The following is a 17295-nucleotide window of genomic DNA, read 5'->3' as shown; positions in this document are numbered from 1 at the left end:
GCTTCTGGGTCTTCTTGCCAACCTTAGTTGATCGCAGTTGTTCGCAGGACCGGTCGCGACCCAAGCTATCGTCACAGCGCCATAGCCGCTGCCGGCGCGGCGTGGAGCCGTTCGATATCGGCACGTGGAGGCGCACCGAACAGTCGCCTGTATTCGCGGCTGAATTGCGATGGGCTCTCATAGCCTACCGCAAAGCCTGCCGTGCTCGCCGTGGCACCCTCCGCCAGCATCAGACGTCTGGCCTCCTGCAACCGCAGCTGCTTTTGATACTCCAGCGGCGTCATGCGGGTGATTGCCTTGAAGTGCACGTGGAGCGAGGAGGAGCTCATCCCGGCCTCGGCTGCGACATCGTCGATGCGGATCGGCGCATCGAAACGCCGGCGGATGGCGGCGATCGCGCGGCTGACCTGATTGAGGTGGCTGCCAGCGGTTGCGATGTGACGAAGCATCGGACCGTGCGGTCCGGTGAGCAGACGATAGAGGATCTCGCGCTCTATCAACGGCGCCAGCGCGCGGATCGTGTCGGGTCGGTCGAGCAGCCCAACCAGCCGGCATGCCGCGTCGATCAGGTCAGGATCGCCGGGGTAGACGCCGAGCACAGGCAAATCCGTACGGGCCACCCCGCCGCCTTCGTTCGCCATGAGATCCGCCAGCATCGCGGCATCGAGATCGATCTTGCAGCAGAGATAGGGTCGCTCGGGGCTCGCATCGAGCACATGACCGACGAGCGGCAATTCGACCGAAACCAAGAGGTAATGGGCCGCGTCATAGAGGACGCTGTGCTCGCCGATCGACACCCGTTTCGACCCTTGGGCTATTAGGCAAAGAGAGGCCTCGTAGACGGCAGGCGTGGGGGTGCTCGGCGCATCCGCCCGGATCAGCGACAAATGCGGCATCGCCGTGCTGCAAATGCCTGTGCCCACGAAGTGTCGGTCGATGAGGGCGGAGAGTTCAGCGATCCGGTCCATGCCGATGATCCTTCCCCACTCACGCGTCTTGGGCAAGCGCCCGACGCTAATTCTGGAAGATTGTGCAAGCGATTAGGGCGATCGCTCTAACGCCCGACACGGGCGATAGCCCATCTGCGTCCGGTCACCACAACGGAAGGGCTGCATCATGGCAGGAAATATCGAAAAGGTCGTACTCATCACCGGTGCGTCCAGCGGGATCGGCGAGGCAACTGCGCGCGAACTGGCTGCGACCGGTGCCCGGCTGTTCATCGGCGCGCGTCGCGGAGAGCGCCTGAAGGCACTGGCGGAGGAACTTGGCGAGACCGTCGCCTGGCGCGTACTCGACGTCACCGACGGTGGCAATTTCGACGCGTTCGTGGAGGCGGCTGAAGCGCGCTTCGGGCGTGTCGACGTGCTGGTCAACAATGCCGGCGTGATGCCGCTCTCGCCGCTCGCTGCGCTGAAGCGCGACGAGTGGAAGCGGATGGTCGACGTCAACATCCACGGCGTCCTCAACGGCATCGCCGCGGTTCTGCCGCGGTTCGTGGCTCAGCGGAGCGGCCATGTCGTCAACGTCGCCTCGGTTGCCGCGCACATGGTGATGCCGACCGCCGCGGTTTATTGCGCCACCAAACATGCCGTGCGCGCCATTACCGAGGGGCTGCGGCAGGAGCATGACAAGGTCCGTTCGACGTTGATCTCGCCGGGCGTAGTTGCCACCGAGCTGGGGCATGACATCACCGACCCCGAGGTTGCGGCGGCACTGACTGGATGGCGGAAGAAGTCGCTGACGCCGGAGGCGATCGCGCGAGCCGTTCGCTATGCCATTGAGCAGCCGGAGGGTGTCGACATCAATGAGGTGATCGTACGTCCGACCGCAGCCGACATGTGAGTACTTGGGCGTGCCGGTGCCGTGGCGGGCACGCCCAAACGACCGGTTCGCGGACACAATTAGCTCGTCGAACCGCGATGAACGTATGTCCGGTTACAGGAAGCTACTAAATGGACATGAGCGGTGTGCTTTCAGGTAAGTTGCGTCGATCATGATCGTCTTGGGCGTGGCGCTCGCGGCAGCCAGCCCCTCCATTATGCGGACGAAGACACCCCTTTCGCCCCACCGTTTCCACCGGTTGTAGAGCGTCTTGTGGGGGCCATACTCCTGGGGTGCATCGCACCAGCGCAGTCCGTTACGGTTGACGAAAACGATGCCGCTCAACACCCGCCGGTCATCAACTCGCGGCTTGCCGTGGCTCTTTGGGAAATATGGCTCGAGCCGCGCCATCCGCTCGTCGGTCAGCCAGTACAGGTCGCTCATGCGCGGTCTCCTCACGGAGCCTGAATCAGATCGTGCCTCTCAGATCAATAGGTCCTGACCCTAGCCGACCGGGCAGCTCAGGATCCCGCCGGCGTACCAGTCGCCCGAGTTCCGGCAGAGGCCTGCCGGGTCCTGCGTACCCGAGTTGGATCGCCGCCCCCGGTCCGTTCGGGGTCGGGAAAGCCGGAACGTCAGGGCTCCCCCGGCTCCCCCGACCTGAAGCCGAATGCCACCAGTTCGTCCACGATGCCCTCGTAGCGGCGGGCGGCTGCGGGATCCCTCCGCCTCGCCTCCCGGTCCCGCTCTTTGTCGATCCATTCACTCGCCCTGACGAGCAGATCGATCGAGAACCTGAGCCGGACAGTCGCGAGCGGATCGCGCCGATCGCCTAGGTCGACTTCGTCCAGGATGCTGTCGACGTCGCCGCTGCCCGCCCTTGAGACCATGACGGCGCCGCGCGGGAGGAAGCCGGAGCCGATGGCGGTCAGGTCGATGGCGGCCCGGTCGAGGTCGACCGCCGCGGAGGCTGCCGCCTCGTTCACGAACGCCACTCCTCGTCGGGTACCGTCGTACGAAGAAAGTTCCAGATAGTCGCCTCGCAGGCGAGTGTATCGGACCTTGGGATATCTCATGCGGGATTCCACTTCACGGATACTGCGGATGCGTGCGCTACGCCCCCACCTGATGCCGTTCGACCCGTCCGACGGGGTTCGGGTCCCCGTGGACGTAGAAGTGCACTATCGACGCCACGCTCAGCCGCTCCTCGAGGCCGGCCAGGTCGAGCGGACTGCCGTCGTCGAATACGAGATCTGGATTTTCGACGACGGCGTCGATAAGGGCTCCGTGTATGCTCCATGCGATGCGGACGAGCTCGTTCGTGCAGCTGTCCAAGAGCGCATAGACGGGCCGGATCATGCCGCGACCGCCGGCTTTGGCCCGGTCCGTTCCGCGACGCGCCGAACAACCTCCGCGGTGGCGGCCTGCCAGTCGATCAGGCGGTTGCTCCGCAGCACCCCCTGCCAGTCGATCGCGTCGAACGTCATCCGGTCGAGAGCTGCCTTGAGCGGAACGATGCTGGCGCCGTCGCCATACCTTCCGCCGACCGAAGTCGGCATGTGGCCGCAGAGCTGATCGAGCACGCGCTCCTGCACGCCCGCCTCGCGGCCCACGTCCTTGAACCGGTGACGGAGCGAGTGGAACACCAGTCTCGGATCCTTGGCGACCGTATTGTTGATGACAAGATTGCAGCGCTGACTAGCGTTCTGCGTCACCTTTCCGAACCGGTTGGCCTGGAGATCCGGAAACAGCATAGTCTGGCCCATCCTCCGTAGGCATTCGACGTAATAGGCGAACCCGAGCGAAAGTGCGCGATCATGCACGGGCACGATCCGGCGCGAACCGTCGTTTCTCACGCTCTTGGTATGCTCGGTGCCCGCTTCCGCCGGGTCGGTCGCATCGTCGATGTCGATGTAGATGATGCCAGCATCGATCTTCACGTCGGCCACGCGCGCCTGTCCGACCTCCTCGATGCGTCCTCCCGATGTCGTCCCGAGCACGAAGAGCCAGTAGAGCGTCACGTCGCTGACCGTCGTGCGCCTGCGCAGCAGAAGGTCCGGACGGAGGAAAAGGTCGCCGGCGAACAGCGTCGCGAGCTCGTCGCTGCGGAAGCTGCGCCGGGTGCGGGCGGTGCGGGAGGCCCGTTCGACCTTAAGGCCGACGCCGACGTTCTCCGGTATCCAGCGTTCTTGGAAGGCGAAGCCGAGGAGGGCCTGAATGGCGCCGACGCGCTTCTTCACCGTCACGCCACTGACGCGTGGGCCCGGACCGTCGGACAGCCGTTCGACACGCTGGCGGAAGGGCAGGGCACGATCCTCGCGCGACATGGCGACCGGCAGCTTCTCCGCCTCGTCGCGGTAGTCCATGAGTGCATCCGACGTGAGCCTTCCGACGGGGATGTTTCTGACATAGTCGAGCAGGTCGAGCACCGTGCGCTCCGCCTCGGCGCAGCTCTGGGGCCGCGGCTTCCGCTTCTCCTTCCACAGGCCCAGAAGCTCGACGAAGCGCAATTCGGGGCGTAGCCGAGGTTTGGATCCCGCCCGGTAGGGCTCCTCCACGAAGGCATGGAACCGTACGTTGTCCTCGACGAGCCGTACGTTCCACGCATCCGCGATGGCGTGGTCGTTGGCCGGCAGCCTGGGGATCGGCGGATCGGCCGACTCGTAGACCGGCACGAGCACAGTATCCGCGAGCTCCATCCACTTCGAGCGGGGCTGCTGGCGCGCGGTCTGGAGCCAGCTGTCGCCGCACAGGCGGCGGTTGACGTACTCGCTGCGGGTCGCCGCATCGTCGAGGCTGCTCATGGGAGGCATCCCGGACGGGATGCCGAAGACCTGCTGCACGGCCTGCTCGAGCCAGTACGTGAGCCCGAACGTCGGCCACCTCGCGTTCAGGTCGCCGGGACGTGTCGTAACGGCGAGATGGCGGGCGACCGCCAGCGCGCCGCCAGGTGCGCATCGGCCGCGTCAAATTCGCGCTGCGAGTCAAGATAGGCGTCGAGGATGAGGCGCTGCGCCTTAGCCAGGTCGCGGCTGCCCAGCGACTTCCGGACGAACTTCCGGCCGATCTCGGCATGGAGCCGCTCGGGAACGGCACGGTTGAGATAGTAGATGCCCGTATCGGGCTTCCGCCAGGGGGTGGAGATTCGCACTGACAACGGCATTTCTATACCTGTCCGCTATACCTGCGGAGGACGAAAGTGCCGTAAATCCGCGGTTTCCGCGACGTGACCGAAGCTGGTGACCCCTACGAGAGGGGACATGATACCAAAGGAATGGCGGAAAAACGCCGTTTTCTGGTATCCTGCCGGATGGTCTCTGTACCCATCCACTGTACACACCGGGCGGCCTGTCCGTCCGGCTTGTCGGCGTATGCTGTGAAGTTTTCGCCGCTCCGGGTCAACGGCCAACTCCTTCACGCGGGCGCGGTCGCGGGCACGATTGCGAGCCCCTCTGCCGTCCAATTGCCGGGGGACGGTTGATTGCCTTCGGTCGATCATTGACGAGGGCGTTGTCTGCCGACCGGTAACCAAGCGGACTAGCTTGCTTCCATGTCCAACCATTCGCCTCTGTCAGTTCGCCGATCGAGCCAGAGAGGCCGCTCGAGCTGATACTGGTGAATGCGGACCGTCCGCATATCGGTCAAACTGGTGGATAGCGGCCCGTCTGCTTTCGGGTGGGCTCTTCATGCCATCCAGCGGCGAGCGGTCGAGATCGCCCCGCTTGACGGCCCATGCGAACAGCTTGCGCACGAGTGCGAAGACGTTGCGGGGCAGGGCGGGGCTGTCTGGCGGCAGTCGATCCAGTACCTCGATGATGTCGCGTCGACTGACTTCGGGCAGGCTTTTGCGCCCGAGCACCGGCAGAACCCGGCGTGTGACGTTGCTTTCGGCCGAAGCATAGGTTCGCGGCCGCCATTCGCGCTTGCCGTAGTTTCGTCGGAACCGCTCTGCGTAGTTTGCGAACGCGAGTTCCTGGTCGAGGCGCCCGCGCTGCCTGCTTGCGGCTTGCGGGTCGATCCCGGTCGCAACTAACCGCAGGAAGCGTTCGGCTTCGGTTCGAGCAGTGGGCGGCGTCCAGATGCCGTGCTTACCGATCGTGTACCGTCGGGTTTTGCCCCTCGCCCGCCCATGCGGTATTGCGCGAGATAGGTTTTTGGCACCGGCCGCCGTCACCTTTAACCCGAAACCACGCAGATCGGGGTCCCAGAAGAACGTATCGCGGCCTGCGGCTTGAGCGGCGTCGAGGCTCCGTATGGTCAATCTGATGGTCGGCATGTGGTCGCTTCAGCAATCACCCAGCAAGCACCAAAACCTGGCACGCAGGCCCCCGCAGGCCCACGTAGGCAACCAGGCCGCAACGAAGCCTGCCAGGGTTTGCGCCTAAGCACCTGTAGTACAGGGATTTAATTGCAAGATGGGGCTGGGCGAGATTTTGAACCATCAGAACACAAATCTGAGGGTCGGACGTTCGAATCGTTCCGGGAGCGCCAACTTCCCAAATGCCGACATGAACGCTGGCCGGTCCGGACGGTCGGCGACGTCGCTATTTCACCGCCGGCGACTTCGCGTAGTGCCTGCCTCGGCGCGCTTTGCATCGGGCGCAGGCGAGGCTTTCGGCAGATCGGAGATCGCGCTCAGCGGGATGCGCAGTCGGGTCGCCTCGAAGATCGGCTGGGTTTCGGCGACCGCCTGCCCGCCCTCCGCGCTCGATCCCTGCCGGTAGACACGGACCCACAGGTCGATATGGCCCTTGGCCGTGTTCAGCTCTGCCGGCGCGAGCCAGGCTTCGGCCGCGTCGGCGATCATGCTCCAGCTTGGCGGATCGTCGGAATAAAGGCCCACGACCGACGGTATCGGCACGCCAGGCCAGTCCGCCGAACCGGCGAGCGCGTCGGGCAGCGCCATGGGGAGCAGCGCCAGGTACACGTCGAACCGGTGCCGGCCGAGCCTGTTCGCAAAGACGCCATCGAGACAGGCCGCGATATGCTGCCGCAACGTCCGGGGCGTATCGAACGGCAGGACGCCGGTCCGCCTGACATGCGGGGTCAGCGGCTCTGCGGCCCAGATGTCCTTCAGATGGTAGACGAAGGCGTCGCTCGCATCGCGATACGCGCCTCCGAGCGTGAAGGCGCGATTGCGAAAGAGTTCGAGGCCGAACTGCGCTCGCGAATAGCGGATCACGTCGATATTCTCGAAGCTGACCTCCCCCGTCGTGTCGCTGAGTGTGAAGCGGACGGAATGCTTGTCCTGCAATGTCTGCTCATCGACCGTCCACGCGCCGTTCCTGAACCGCCAGCGCACCTTGTCCTCGATCGGCGGCGGTCCACCCGCCAACGCCAGCGGGCTGACCTGCTGTAGCGCCTGCAGCCTGCCCTCGAGATACCGGAGCAGATCGACGGGATAGGGCGCCGGTGCGGTGATCTGCGACCAGCAGCTGTCGGTCGCCAGCACGAACACCAGCAATGCCTTGCCGAGCGTCCCGCCATCCGCCTGCACGAAGGGAACGGGCGCGGTTTCGGAGATCCAGTACCGCGCCACGGCGACGGGATTGTCCCAGGCCGTCCCGTTCCACTTCCAGCGCCCGGCGAGCACGCACCGGCGCCAGTCCGCAAGCGACGCGGCGGGCGCGGGCTTGGGGACGAAGCTCTGCTCGACGATCATCGGCTTTTCGGGCAGCCGGCGTAGGGCGACCGGAACCTCGATCCGCCCGTTGAACTGCTTGACGACATGCGGGTCGAGCAATCGCAGCCACTGGGTGGCCCGATAGCGCTCCGCCGCCGGCAGGGCGAGGATCTGGTCGCGGGGAAGCTGCGGCTGGCGCTGGACGTGCGTGACGCAGAAGTCGCCGACCTCGACGGTCGGGGTGGGGTTGGACAGATCGGAGGTGCCGGTCGACGGGTCGGTCCTGCCGGTCGGCAGGAGGTCGTAGGGGGCGATCAGCGGGCTCGTGCGGCCGCCGGATCGCGGGCTGGGCAGGGCAACGAGCAGCAGGTCGCCGGGCGCGCTCCGATCGGGTTGCGCCGTCTCCAGCTCCAGTCGCCCCAGGACGGCAGGACGTCTCTCGCTGCCGGCCGAACCGCTTGCCCAGGCAAGCTCATAGGCGAGCAGCGTATCGATCTCATACGCGGCGGTCAGCCGCGCCGTCAGCCGTGAACGCAGACCCGCCCGCGCATCGTCCAGCACGCTCTGGTCTAAGATTTCGGTGGCGAGCAGCGGTATCGCCCGGTCCGACAGCCGTTTGGCCAGCTGTTCCTTGGTGGCCAGCGCCGTCTCGATCAGCGCCTTGCCTTCGGCGATGGCGGAGAGGCGGACGAGCTGGGCGGGGGCCACGAGGGTCTCGATACGCTCCAGCGCTATCTGGGCGTAAGCGTCGAGATCGACGTCGACCAGGTCGCGTCGCTTCTCGTCGCCGAGCGCAAACGTGGGATATTCCAGGTTCTTGAAGGACTCGGGCCGGTTCGACAGCGGCGGCATGGCGACGAACTTGGGAACGGCATGCGCCGCGGCGGTGCTCGGCAGCACGTCCGCGCGCACCAGCCACAGGCTGGCGCCGCTCGCTCCCGTCCGCTGCGGGCCGCCCGTGGCGCCGCGATAGGGCCTGCGGAGCACGTCGTTCGCCAAGCGGAGGGCGAACGCTCCGACCGCGGCGCGGCGATCCTCCTCCCTCGCGATCAGCTCGTGCGCCATGGGCACGCGCAGCGCCGTCTCCGTGGCGTTGCCGACTGTGCTCACGCTCGGATGAACCAGCGCGGCGTCGCGCTGGAATACGATGCTGAGCCCCGGCTCGATGAAGGCGACGCTCGCAGGCACCGGGATGGCGACGTCGATCGCGAGCACGGGATCGCCGGCCGGCGGCGGGTTGCCTTCGCCCAACTGCATCATGGCCCGGAAGAACGCGGCGAGCGTAGCGGGATCGAGTACCACGTCCGCGGGCCGTGCCGGTGCCCAGGGGTCGTCGGGATCCGGATGGGGATGGCGCGCGAGCGTGGTGCGGACCGCAGCGGAAAAGCCCGGTCCCTGCACCTGCCAGAGCGCCAGCCGGAACATTCGCCCGATCGTGGCGAGCCGCTCGGCCCGCGGCGCTGAGCCGGCGGGGCCGGGGGGCAGACCATCCTCGAACGACTTGCGGTCGAAGGCGGCGACCAGCTTGACGCTGCCCGGCCGCCCCGTGTCCCAGCTCCATTGCAGGTACGGCAGGTCCGCGGGCGCGAGAAGCCCGTCGCAATAGCGGACGGTCACCGGCGTCGCGAACTCGTCCGCACCCGGCCGGGCGGGGCCGGGCAGGGCGTTGCCGTGAATGTCGCGCAGCCGGAACCTGACGTCCAGTGTCAGGCCGACCGCCGCATAGGGCGTATCCGCCGCCTTCTTCAGCAGCGGATAGAGCGGCAGAATATGCTGGAACGAGAGTTCGGCCGGCGGCTGCAACGGATCGGCGTCGCCGCGCGTGTTGCCCACGGGCAGCAGGCGGCCGGGCTGTGTCCCGCTGAAGTCGCGATTGCCGACGACGTGGACCTCGAGCAGGTCGAACCGCTCGCGCAGCGTCGCGTCGGCCGTCTGCGCGTCGAGCGCGTCGACATAGGCTGCGCGCTTGGCCCTGGACACGCCGTGCTTATCCGCGCGCGCGGTAAGCTGGTCATAGGTCAGATGCTCGACGTGGCTGCCGTGGTCCACGCGATAGGCGAAGGCCGGATTGGCTATCGAGACCAGGATCGGCATCTCGCCCGGCCGCGGCAGAAGCCGGATCTCGCCTCCCGCCCGGATGGTGATCACCATGTCATTGCCCGCGCCGGGATCGTCGGTCCACAGGGCATTGACGGACGCGAGCGTCGTGGCGCCGTCCAGCCTCGCCACCAGCAGCAGCTCGATTTCGGGCGCACCGCCGCCGTCTTCCTCCACCAGCAGCCAATAGCCGGGGGAATTGACGATCGATGCCCGGCGATACAGTTCAATAAAGGCCGCCGGTTCGTCCTGTTCGGCCTGATAGGTGCTTGCGATGCCGAACGCCCGCGCCGCCTGCGGGCGCGGTTCCGAGGACAGGTTCGACTGGATGACCCGCGCCGTGTGCGCCAGGGGTCGCCAATGTGCGACCGCGCCGGTCTCCTGGTCCGCCAGATGCGGCGCATACAGGTCGATCGTCCGGACGGTGGGCGGGGCGGCGGTGCCCGACGCGGCGGTCAGGCCATCGAGCAGCAGCCGGTCGGCCTCGCGCGCGCCGATCAGTTCGTACAGCGTGCGGCCCTGCTTGTCCCGGCTCACGTCCGTGACCCGTCGCAAGCGCAGGTCGAGCACGATGGCAGGCTTCACCCTGATCGCGCGACCATCCTCATAGCTCCCCAGCGCGCGCTCGCGCACGTCGAGACCGTTGACCGGCAGCTTGTCGTTGCGGATCAGGTCGTTGGGGAGATGCAGCACGCGCGCATCGGGAAGGTCACGAGACCCGGCGAGCGGGCGCACGGCGGGGGGCGCGTAGACGTTCGGCCGCAGCTCGGTCAGTCGCTCGACGTCGATCCCGGCGACGTAGCGGATCGTTCGGGCATGGTCGGCAAGGCGGTCGGCCGCAGCCACTACGTCGCTGATCCGATCGGGGCCCGTATCGACCCGCTCCAGGCCCGGCGCCAGCGTGAACCACGCAGGCGTGGCCGGCGCCAGGCGCAGGCCGATCGCGTCCGCGACGACCGGTGCGGAGCGCGGGGACGGTCTGACGGTCAGGCCGAGTTGCAGGCTGGCATAGCGATAGATCGGCATGGCTGCCGCCGGGTCCGCGTCGCCGATCTCGCCGAGCGGTGCGGGAATGTGCGGGCGGACGGACGGCCAGGCGGTAGCATCCGCCCGTTCGAGCGCGAGGCCGTGGAGATAGAACCGGCTCGCCGCGCTGCCCGCCGAGCGGAGCGGCCATGTCCCGTCCTTGCCGTGAAGATCGTCGAGCAATTGGCGCACGGTGATGTCGCCGCCGATGCGATGCCGGTCGGCGGCCGCCTGCGCGAAGCTGCGCATCAGGAAACCCAGTTGCTCCTCGAACATGGTCTCCGCGAGGCTGAGGACGGGCGGAGCGGCGACCGCTGCCGCTCCTGCCTGTTGCGCTTCCCAATAGCGCCTCAGCCAGGCGAACTGCGCCTCTATCGTCTGCCTGAAATCCCGGTCGACGAAGCGGCCGTCCGCCAGCCGCGTCTCCACCGTCGTTGCGCTGAAATGGCGCAATAGCCCGACCTCGCCGGGCATCGGGAACGCCACTGCCTCCTGCGCCTCGCCTTTCGTCGCGGCGTCGGGCGGCTGGCCGATTGCGGCGTCGAAGCAGCTTCCCAGGAATGCGGTCCACACGCCATAGGACGGCAGCCGATCGACCTTTCCTCCCGTGCCGAGCGCCTCGCCAGAAATCCGGTCGGCCAGCTCCTGGAGCTCGTCGGGCGAGACCTGCCAGCCGTGGGGATCGGTGCCGGCGCGGCGGCGCCGGTCGCGCAGCCCGTTCCAGATCGTCCACAGCGTGACCGTCCGCGCGAACTGGTCATAGGGCGATACCGGCTCGGCCGAGGGGTCCGATGCCTGGAGGGAGAGCTTGAACACCGCCTCGGCTTCAGCGTCCCCTTTCGCGTCCAGCCCGGCCGTCATGTCCGGCGTGAACCACAGCGGTAGCGGCACCTTGGCGTTCAGCCCCAGCGTTCGCGGGTCCCCCGCCTGCCAGGCCACCGGCGCGACGAGCCAGGCGTGGAGGTCGGGGCCCTTCAGCGTGATCCACTCGCGCAATCGCCGGCGCTTGGGCAGCAGCGCTGCGGGCTCGTCGTACACGTCGTCCCAGTCGCCGCGGCGCTTGCCGAGCGACATCCGGTATTCGATGGTGGTGCCGTAGCTCAGGGTGATGCGGATCTCGATCTTCTTGCCGAAGATCTTGATCCTGCCGATCACGACAGACATCCTGACGGTGACACCGGCCTTGTACGCCAGCAGCGTCGCGTCGTCGGTCCGCAGGCGAATGCTGCCCTCGACATAGGCGACGATCTCGACCCGCGCCTTGATGATGCCGAAATCGACGAAGCCGTAGATTTCACCGAGGATGCCGACCGCGCCGCGGAGGACGCGGAAGGTCGAGGCCGGCTTCGCCCCGGGGCCGGGATTGTCCGGTTGCTTCAGCTGGCCCTGCGCACCCTCCAGATAGGCGAAGACCGTCAGCGATACGCCAGCGCGGAACGGACCCTTTTCAAAGCTCTTGCCGAGCCCCACGCGGACCCCGAAGCCCAGTTCGACCACGGGATCGTAGCGGTAGCCCGCGATCCGGGGCGTCGGAACGAGCTGCGACCCGCCGCCGCGGAACAGGCCCAGGCGCATGCCGCCGCTGCCGACGAACGGCAGGATCTCCGCGCTGGCGGATTTGGAGAAATCGCGATAGTACGGATAGCCCAGGTCCGCGTGGAACCCGCCGTTGGTGTAGAAATCGAGGCCCACCACCGGCAGGATGATATCGGCCGGGCCGGTGGTGATGCGCCGGATGGAGTCCGGCGGCACGATCGTCACCGAATAGACGCCGAGCTCGTCCGAGAGCTTGCGGTAAAGAATGTCGAGGTCGATCAGGCCGTTCGCGAAGTTGATATGGATGCCGTACAGGTCGGGGTCGCGGATCAGCAGGCCGAATTCGATCAGCCGCGCAACCTTCGCCTGGATGCCGATCATCCAGGCGCGATCGGGATCATAGCCGATGCGCGCCAGCAGCTCGCTGGTGACGACCTCTATCTTGTTTTCTTCGAGCGCCTCGCGGACGTTTTCCGGCAGCGTGCCCAGTTCGTCGGTGATCTTCTTCAGATAGCCGGCCACCGACATGGTCGTGGCCCGATCGCCGCCTGGGAACAGGACAATCTTCTGCCCGAGCGCCAAGGTGTCGAGCGACACCATGCCGTTCTGGTCGGGCTCGGTCTTGGTCATGACCCCGAACCAGCCGATGTTGGTCAGCGGCTCCGGTAGCGCCGCCGCCCGGCCACGCCGCGCGGGCGCGGGCAGCGCGAGCGGTGCCGGTGTCGGATCAACGAAGGCGAAGAGATTGAGCCGCGCCTTCTTCGGCAGTTCATGGCCCTGGACCAGGACGCGCGCGTTGATCGCGTAGAAATAATAGACGTCGTCGCGGCTAGGATGCTTGCCCACGTCATAGGCGTCCGCGCGGATGCGCAGCACGTTGCCGAGCCCGATATCCAGCCCGCTGCCGCCGCTGCCGGCGAACTTGTAGCCGAGCGCGAAGCTGGGAAGCCTGCCGGTCTTCCAGTCGAAGCCGAAGCCGAGCAAGAGGCTGAGCTTGAAGTCCTTCAACTTGTTGGCCAACGATCCGAGCGACCCCAGCGATAGGTCGAACGTCAGGCCGTAATTGCCGAAATCGATGCTGCCGTCGCCGCGGCCGGCCTTGAGCGACTTGAAGCCGAGCTTCGGCAGGTCGATCCCCTCCGGCCACCATTCGAAGGTGCGGAACCGGAACGGCAGCTTGCCCAGCATCCCCGACAGGCTCGGCAGATTGCCGAAGTCGAAGCTGAGGCCGCCGGGGCTGAACGAGAACCCCTGGATGCTGATGCCGCCACCGGCGATCAACTCGAAGTCGAAGTCGATGCCGAGACCCGCGAAGCGGAACGCGGCGCCGTCCGGCAGCAGCGTCATGCCCGTTTTCGGCCACGCATTGAAGACGATCTCGCCGTCGAGCAGGAAACGCGTTTTGGCCGATACTGGGCCGGTTGCCGGGCGGTCGACGCTGAGCGTGACGAACGCGATCCTGCGCAGCCTGACCTGCCTGACGAGCCCGCCTTCGGGCATGTGGATGACGCGGCCGTTGCCCTGCAACGCGGTTTCGAAGGTATAGACCTCCACCGCCTGCCCGTTCTCGATCCGCCGCTCGTAGCGGCCGATGATGTCGAGCACAGGGGACGCAGCCGCGCGCGTGGCCGGGGGGGCGGCATCGGTCGCCTCGCCGTCGAACAGGCGCTCCGTTACGAGCTTGCCGCGTGCGAGGAAGTGGGTAATCAGCCCGTTGTTGAACGACACGATCAGCCGGGCGAGCTGGAACGCGTAATGGTGGCCATCGAGCGGCGGTGCCTCGTCCTCCTTGGCGTGGACATAGGCCATCGTCCCGAACATCGGCGTCGCGCTCGGCTCCTCGCCCGGCTCCACGCGGCGCACGTCCAGGCCGACGTGATGGGCGCGCAGCACGCCCTCCACGCCACCCAGCAGGCCGGTGACCTGATCGGGGACGGCGGCGGGATCGAGCCTGACGTCGTAGATCAGCACACCCGTCCACTCGGGATCTGTGAAGATCGCGTCGATCCTGGCGAACGCCGCCTTCTGCGTCGCCGCTTCCTCCTGGTTGGTCGGGGCCTTCGGGCGATCCTTGTGCTTGGCCCGGACCCGGTCGGCCACGGTGGCCGGCAGCTCGGAGCACAATTCCTCCGGCAGCGCCCAGCCTTCGTGCAGGTCGAGGAGTTCGGTGAGCGGACCCTTGCGACCCTTGATGATGAGGATCGGACCCTCGCCGTCCGCCGTGCCGGCATCCGCTTTCCTGCTTCCCGCCAGGTCGGCGTCGAAGCGCCAGCCGGCGATGGAGACGCCGCTGCCCAGTCGCGCGAGATCGCCCAGCTGGTCGGCCACCAGGAACAGGTCTGCCCGCAGCAGCGCGTCGGCGAGCGCGGGCTGGATGCCGTCGAGTTCCAGCGACAGCATCGGGCCGGCGCCGTCGCCCGTGTCTGGTGTCCGTGCGAGCACCAGCGTCTGCATCCTGTTGCCCGCATCGACCCGCATTTCCAGGCCCATGGGCGTGTGGCGCACCTCGGCCCGGCCAGCCGCCAGCGCGGGGCCGCCGTCGGGCTCCACCAGCGCGCGGCGGTTGGGATGGAGCACGCGCTGCTCGATCCACCGCAATTCGGGGCCGGCGAAACGCCCTGCACGCTTAGATACACCGGCGGTCGCGCTCGCGACCTTCACGCCCTTCCACGGGAAGACGGGCAGGCACGCTGCTCGAACGGTGTCGGCGCTCTTGTCGGCCGCGGCGTCCGCGTTCAGCGCGCGGAGCAGTTTGGGCTTGAGCGGAACCGGGCTGTGCTTCAACGTCGTCCCGCTCGCCGGCGCCTGGCCAGTCGCCGGCGGCGACGCCGGGCTGAACAGCGAGAATTCGCGGTCTTCCGAGATCACGGTGGTTGCCGGCGTGCCGTCCGCGTTCAACACCGCGAGCCAGGAGGATCGCGTGGTCGCGTCAAAGCGCTTGTCGACCTGCGTGTCGGCCCTGGCCGGAAGTTCGCCTGCATAAGCGGGAAAGTCGGGACGAAAGGCGAGGCGCTGCCCCGTGGTGACCGGCAGGTATTCGCGTTCCGACAGGCCGCAGACGATGCCGAAGCTCTCGCGCGCGGTCGCGCCGGGCGGGGCGGGGGGGAGCACCAGATCGAAGTCGCCGTCGGGCAGCAGGCTCACATCGGCCTTGATGCCCTTGGCGCCACCCTGATCGGAGAACACGAAGCGGGGCACGCGTGCCGCCCCGCTGTCAATGGCCGTGTCCGGCGGACGGCGCAGCAGCACCGGATGGCCGTAGTTGGTGACGAGATGCGTTTCGATCAGCCCCGGCGTCCCGTCCGGCGCGGTTGCGCGAAGCGCGAGCTGCGACCGGTCCGGGCTGAGATCGAACGGATCGACGTCGCCGCCGAGCGTGATCGTGTGGACGCCGCCGGCCTTCGAACGATACGGCCGGAACAGCGGAAAGAACCGGGGCGCGTGGTCCCGCTCGCCCAGGTCGCCGGGCCGCGTGAAATCGGCCCGCAATCGCGCCGACAGATCAGCAAACCCGCTTTCGTCGGTGATATCCACCGCGAAGCGCAGGACGCCGGCCGCAACGTCCGCGAGCGGCAACGCCAGATCGCCGCGAAGCGGCAGCGGCCGGATGTTGGCCTTTGCCAGTCCGATCTGACCATAGGGCTGTCCGAAGCGGAGGTCGGAGCCCGCGACGCGAAGCTGGATCGGCGACGCATTGAGGTTGAAGTTGAGGCGGTACCGGTTGTCGCGCAACGCCCGCGTACCGGTCAGCCAGATGCCCTCCCTCGTCTGCGTCACCGCATGGGGCGGCGTGCGCGAGAAGCGCAAGAAACTGCTCAACGCCGCAGCGTCGACACTGCGGAACAGCACCGAGCCGACGTTCGGCGGCGCCGCGGCCTCGTCGCCTTCCAGTTGCGCGAACAGTGCCGCGATCTCGGCTATGGTCGCGTCGGCGAGCGAGTTCCAGAAGGCAAAGGAATGGAATTGCGGCGTGTTCGCATCGAGATCGAGCATGTTGTCGGCGACACGTGGCGCGATGATGCCGCAACGGGCGGCGTGAACGTCGCCGATGATGAATATCCTGCTGTTCAGGTATCGCGTGAACCTCACCATGGCGCATTGTCCCCCAGCATGATCGGCAGACGGGCGGCGGCACGTGTCGAGAGCGCCACATCAGCCTGCCCGGCGAACACAAAGGCTGCCGCGCGGGATCGCAGCGCCGCCCGCGCGAGCGTCCGTTCGGTCCCCGGCACGGTCGATGCGAGCTCGCCCCATGTCGTCCCGATCGCGACGTCGGTCGTCCCGTCGCGCAGCCGCACCGGCAGTCGCACGCTGATCTCGGCTGCGCGTTCGACCGTCGTGCAGCGTCCCCACCAGCCCTGGCCTGCGGCCTCCAGAGCGTCGCGCGGATTGCCCCCGAGCCAATAGCGGCCGGGCGTTCGCATGTGCGGCTGCTCGGGCAGTTGGAGCGGCTCCCCGCCGGTGCGGCACGCCTCTCCGGCCGCGGCGTAGAACTGGTTGACCAGCAGCAGGCCGAGATCGCTTCCGATCGCGTCCTGGGGCGCTCTCAGCCCCAGCACGATATCCGCGCGTTCGGTGCCGTCGACCCACCGCGCGCCTGCCCAGGCCGGCAGGTCCCTGGCTGAGCCGATGAGATAGGCAGGCGACGAGCGGGCGAGGTCCAGCAGATCGGCAAAGCGCGTGACGACCACCTGCTCGGTGTCGACGTTCGACGGTCCCTGGTCGTCGGCCGGGTCGGTACCCAGCAACGGCAGGTCGGTTGGATCGCCGGGATCGCGGTAACGCGTCGCGGCGATGCTGCCGACGCTGAGAGCCGATCGGCCAGAGTCGAAGGTGAAGCGGCGCAGCAGTGCGCAGCGGTCGCTTCCCATGCCGAGGCGGAACTTGATGCCGTTGCCGGTGGCGACCATCGGCTCCGCCGGCGTGACGCAGAGCTGCATGCCGGGATCCAGCCGCACGAAACCGCGCGGGTTGAGATCATAGGCCCGTGCCAGCACGTCCTCCGCCGTCGCGGGCAGTGCGGCAACCGCCGCCGCGACGAGCCCGCCGATATCCGCCGGAGCCGATTGCGCCGCCGGAACCCCGCATGGTCCCGACAGCGCGGTCCGCCATGCCGGTTCGTCCGGGATCTCGGCCGGCAGCTCGCCGCCTCTCAGTGCGGCACGTAGAAAGGGTGTCAGCCGTTCCCGCAA

Annotated in this window: 9 protein-coding genes and 1 pseudogene; 1 reads left to right on the top strand and 9 read right to left on the bottom strand. The window is 67.4% G+C overall.

Annotation, left to right across the window (positions count from 1 at the left end; translation table 11 throughout):
• Positions 1–71: 71 nt before the first annotated feature.
• The gene (locus U1763_RS03180) at positions 72–968 is read right to left on the bottom strand and encodes an AraC family transcriptional regulator (RefSeq protein ID WP_332754082.1); all 897 of its coding nucleotides are present in this window, start codon (positions 966–968) and stop codon (positions 72–74) included.
• 148 nt (positions 969–1116) lie between these two features.
• Here U1763_RS03180 and U1763_RS03175 point away from each other — a divergent pair, with 148 nt between their 5' ends.
• Complete coding sequence (locus tag U1763_RS03175) at positions 1117–1842, top strand: SDR family oxidoreductase (RefSeq protein ID WP_332754081.1); 726 nt, start codon at positions 1117–1119, stop codon at positions 1840–1842.
• Positions 1843–1959: 117 nt separating this feature from the next.
• Here the strand turns inward: U1763_RS03175 and U1763_RS03170 are convergent.
• The 8 genes and pseudogenes from U1763_RS03170 to U1763_RS03135 form a co-directional block, all read right to left on the bottom strand.
• A pseudogene (locus tag U1763_RS03170) lies at positions 1960–2265 on the bottom strand (transposase); the annotation flags it as partial.
• Between the two features lie 191 nt (positions 2266–2456).
• Positions 2457–2807, bottom strand: coding sequence for a hypothetical protein (locus tag U1763_RS03165; protein WP_332754080.1), 351 nt, complete (start codon positions 2805–2807; stop codon positions 2457–2459).
• 127 nt (positions 2808–2934) lie between these two features.
• Positions 2935–3180 carry a hypothetical protein gene (locus U1763_RS03160; RefSeq protein ID WP_332754079.1) on the bottom strand — a complete coding sequence of 82 codons (246 nt, stop codon included), beginning with the start codon at positions 3178–3180 and terminating at the stop codon, positions 2935–2937.
• Positions 3177–4625 (bottom strand): tyrosine-type recombinase/integrase, encoded by a 1449-nt coding sequence (locus U1763_RS03155; RefSeq protein WP_332754078.1) that lies wholly within the window; start codon positions 4623–4625, stop codon positions 3177–3179. The genes U1763_RS03160 and U1763_RS03155 overlap by 4 nt, the downstream gene beginning before the upstream one ends.
• A gap of 86 nt (positions 4626–4711) precedes the next feature.
• Positions 4712–4972 (bottom strand): DUF6538 domain-containing protein, encoded by a 261-nt coding sequence (locus U1763_RS03150; protein ID WP_332754077.1) that lies wholly within the window; start codon positions 4970–4972, stop codon positions 4712–4714.
• Between the two features lie 420 nt (positions 4973–5392).
• A complete protein-coding gene (locus U1763_RS03145) occupies positions 5393–6097 on the bottom strand; it encodes an integrase arm-type DNA-binding domain-containing protein (protein WP_332754076.1) in 705 nt (234 codons plus the stop codon).
• Positions 6098–6370: 273 nt separating this feature from the next.
• Positions 6371–16195: a hypothetical protein gene (locus U1763_RS03140; protein ID WP_332754075.1), complete on the bottom strand. Its 9825-nt coding sequence runs from the start codon at positions 16193–16195 to the stop codon at positions 6371–6373.
• The gene (locus tag U1763_RS03135; protein WP_332754074.1) at positions 16189–17295 is read right to left on the bottom strand and encodes a hypothetical protein; all 1107 of its coding nucleotides are present in this window, start codon (positions 17293–17295) and stop codon (positions 16189–16191) included. Before U1763_RS03135 ends, U1763_RS03140 begins: the two co-directional genes overlap by 7 nt.

This window comes from Sphingomonas sorbitolis, assembly GCF_036663875.1.
In the GTDB taxonomy this organism is placed as follows: Bacteria; Pseudomonadota; Alphaproteobacteria; order Sphingomonadales; family Sphingomonadaceae; genus Sphingomonas.
Note: the sequence above shows the minus strand (reverse complement) of the source record. Positions and strands in the feature narration are given on the sequence as shown.

Excerpts from the sequence above, each read along its gene's own strand:
- U1763_RS03180 (WP_332754082.1), bottom strand. The coding sequence starts at position 968 with ATGGACCGGATCGCTGAACTCTCCGCCCTCATCGACCGACACTTCGTG.
- U1763_RS03175 (WP_332754081.1), top strand. The coding sequence starts at position 1,117 with ATGGCAGGAAATATCGAAAAGGTCGTACTCATCACCGGTGCGTCCAGC.
- U1763_RS03160 (WP_332754079.1), bottom strand. The coding sequence starts at position 3,180 with ATGATCCGGCCCGTCTATGCGCTCTTGGACAGCTGCACGAACGAGCTC.
- U1763_RS03155 (WP_332754078.1), bottom strand. The coding sequence starts at position 4,625 with ATGAGCAGCCTCGACGATGCGGCGACCCGCAGCGAGTACGTCAACCGC.
- U1763_RS03145 (WP_332754076.1), bottom strand. The coding sequence starts at position 6,097 with ATGCCGACCATCAGATTGACCATACGGAGCCTCGACGCCGCTCAAGCC.
- U1763_RS03140 (WP_332754075.1), bottom strand. The coding sequence starts at position 16,195 with ATGGTGAGGTTCACGCGATACCTGAACAGCAGGATATTCATCATCGGC.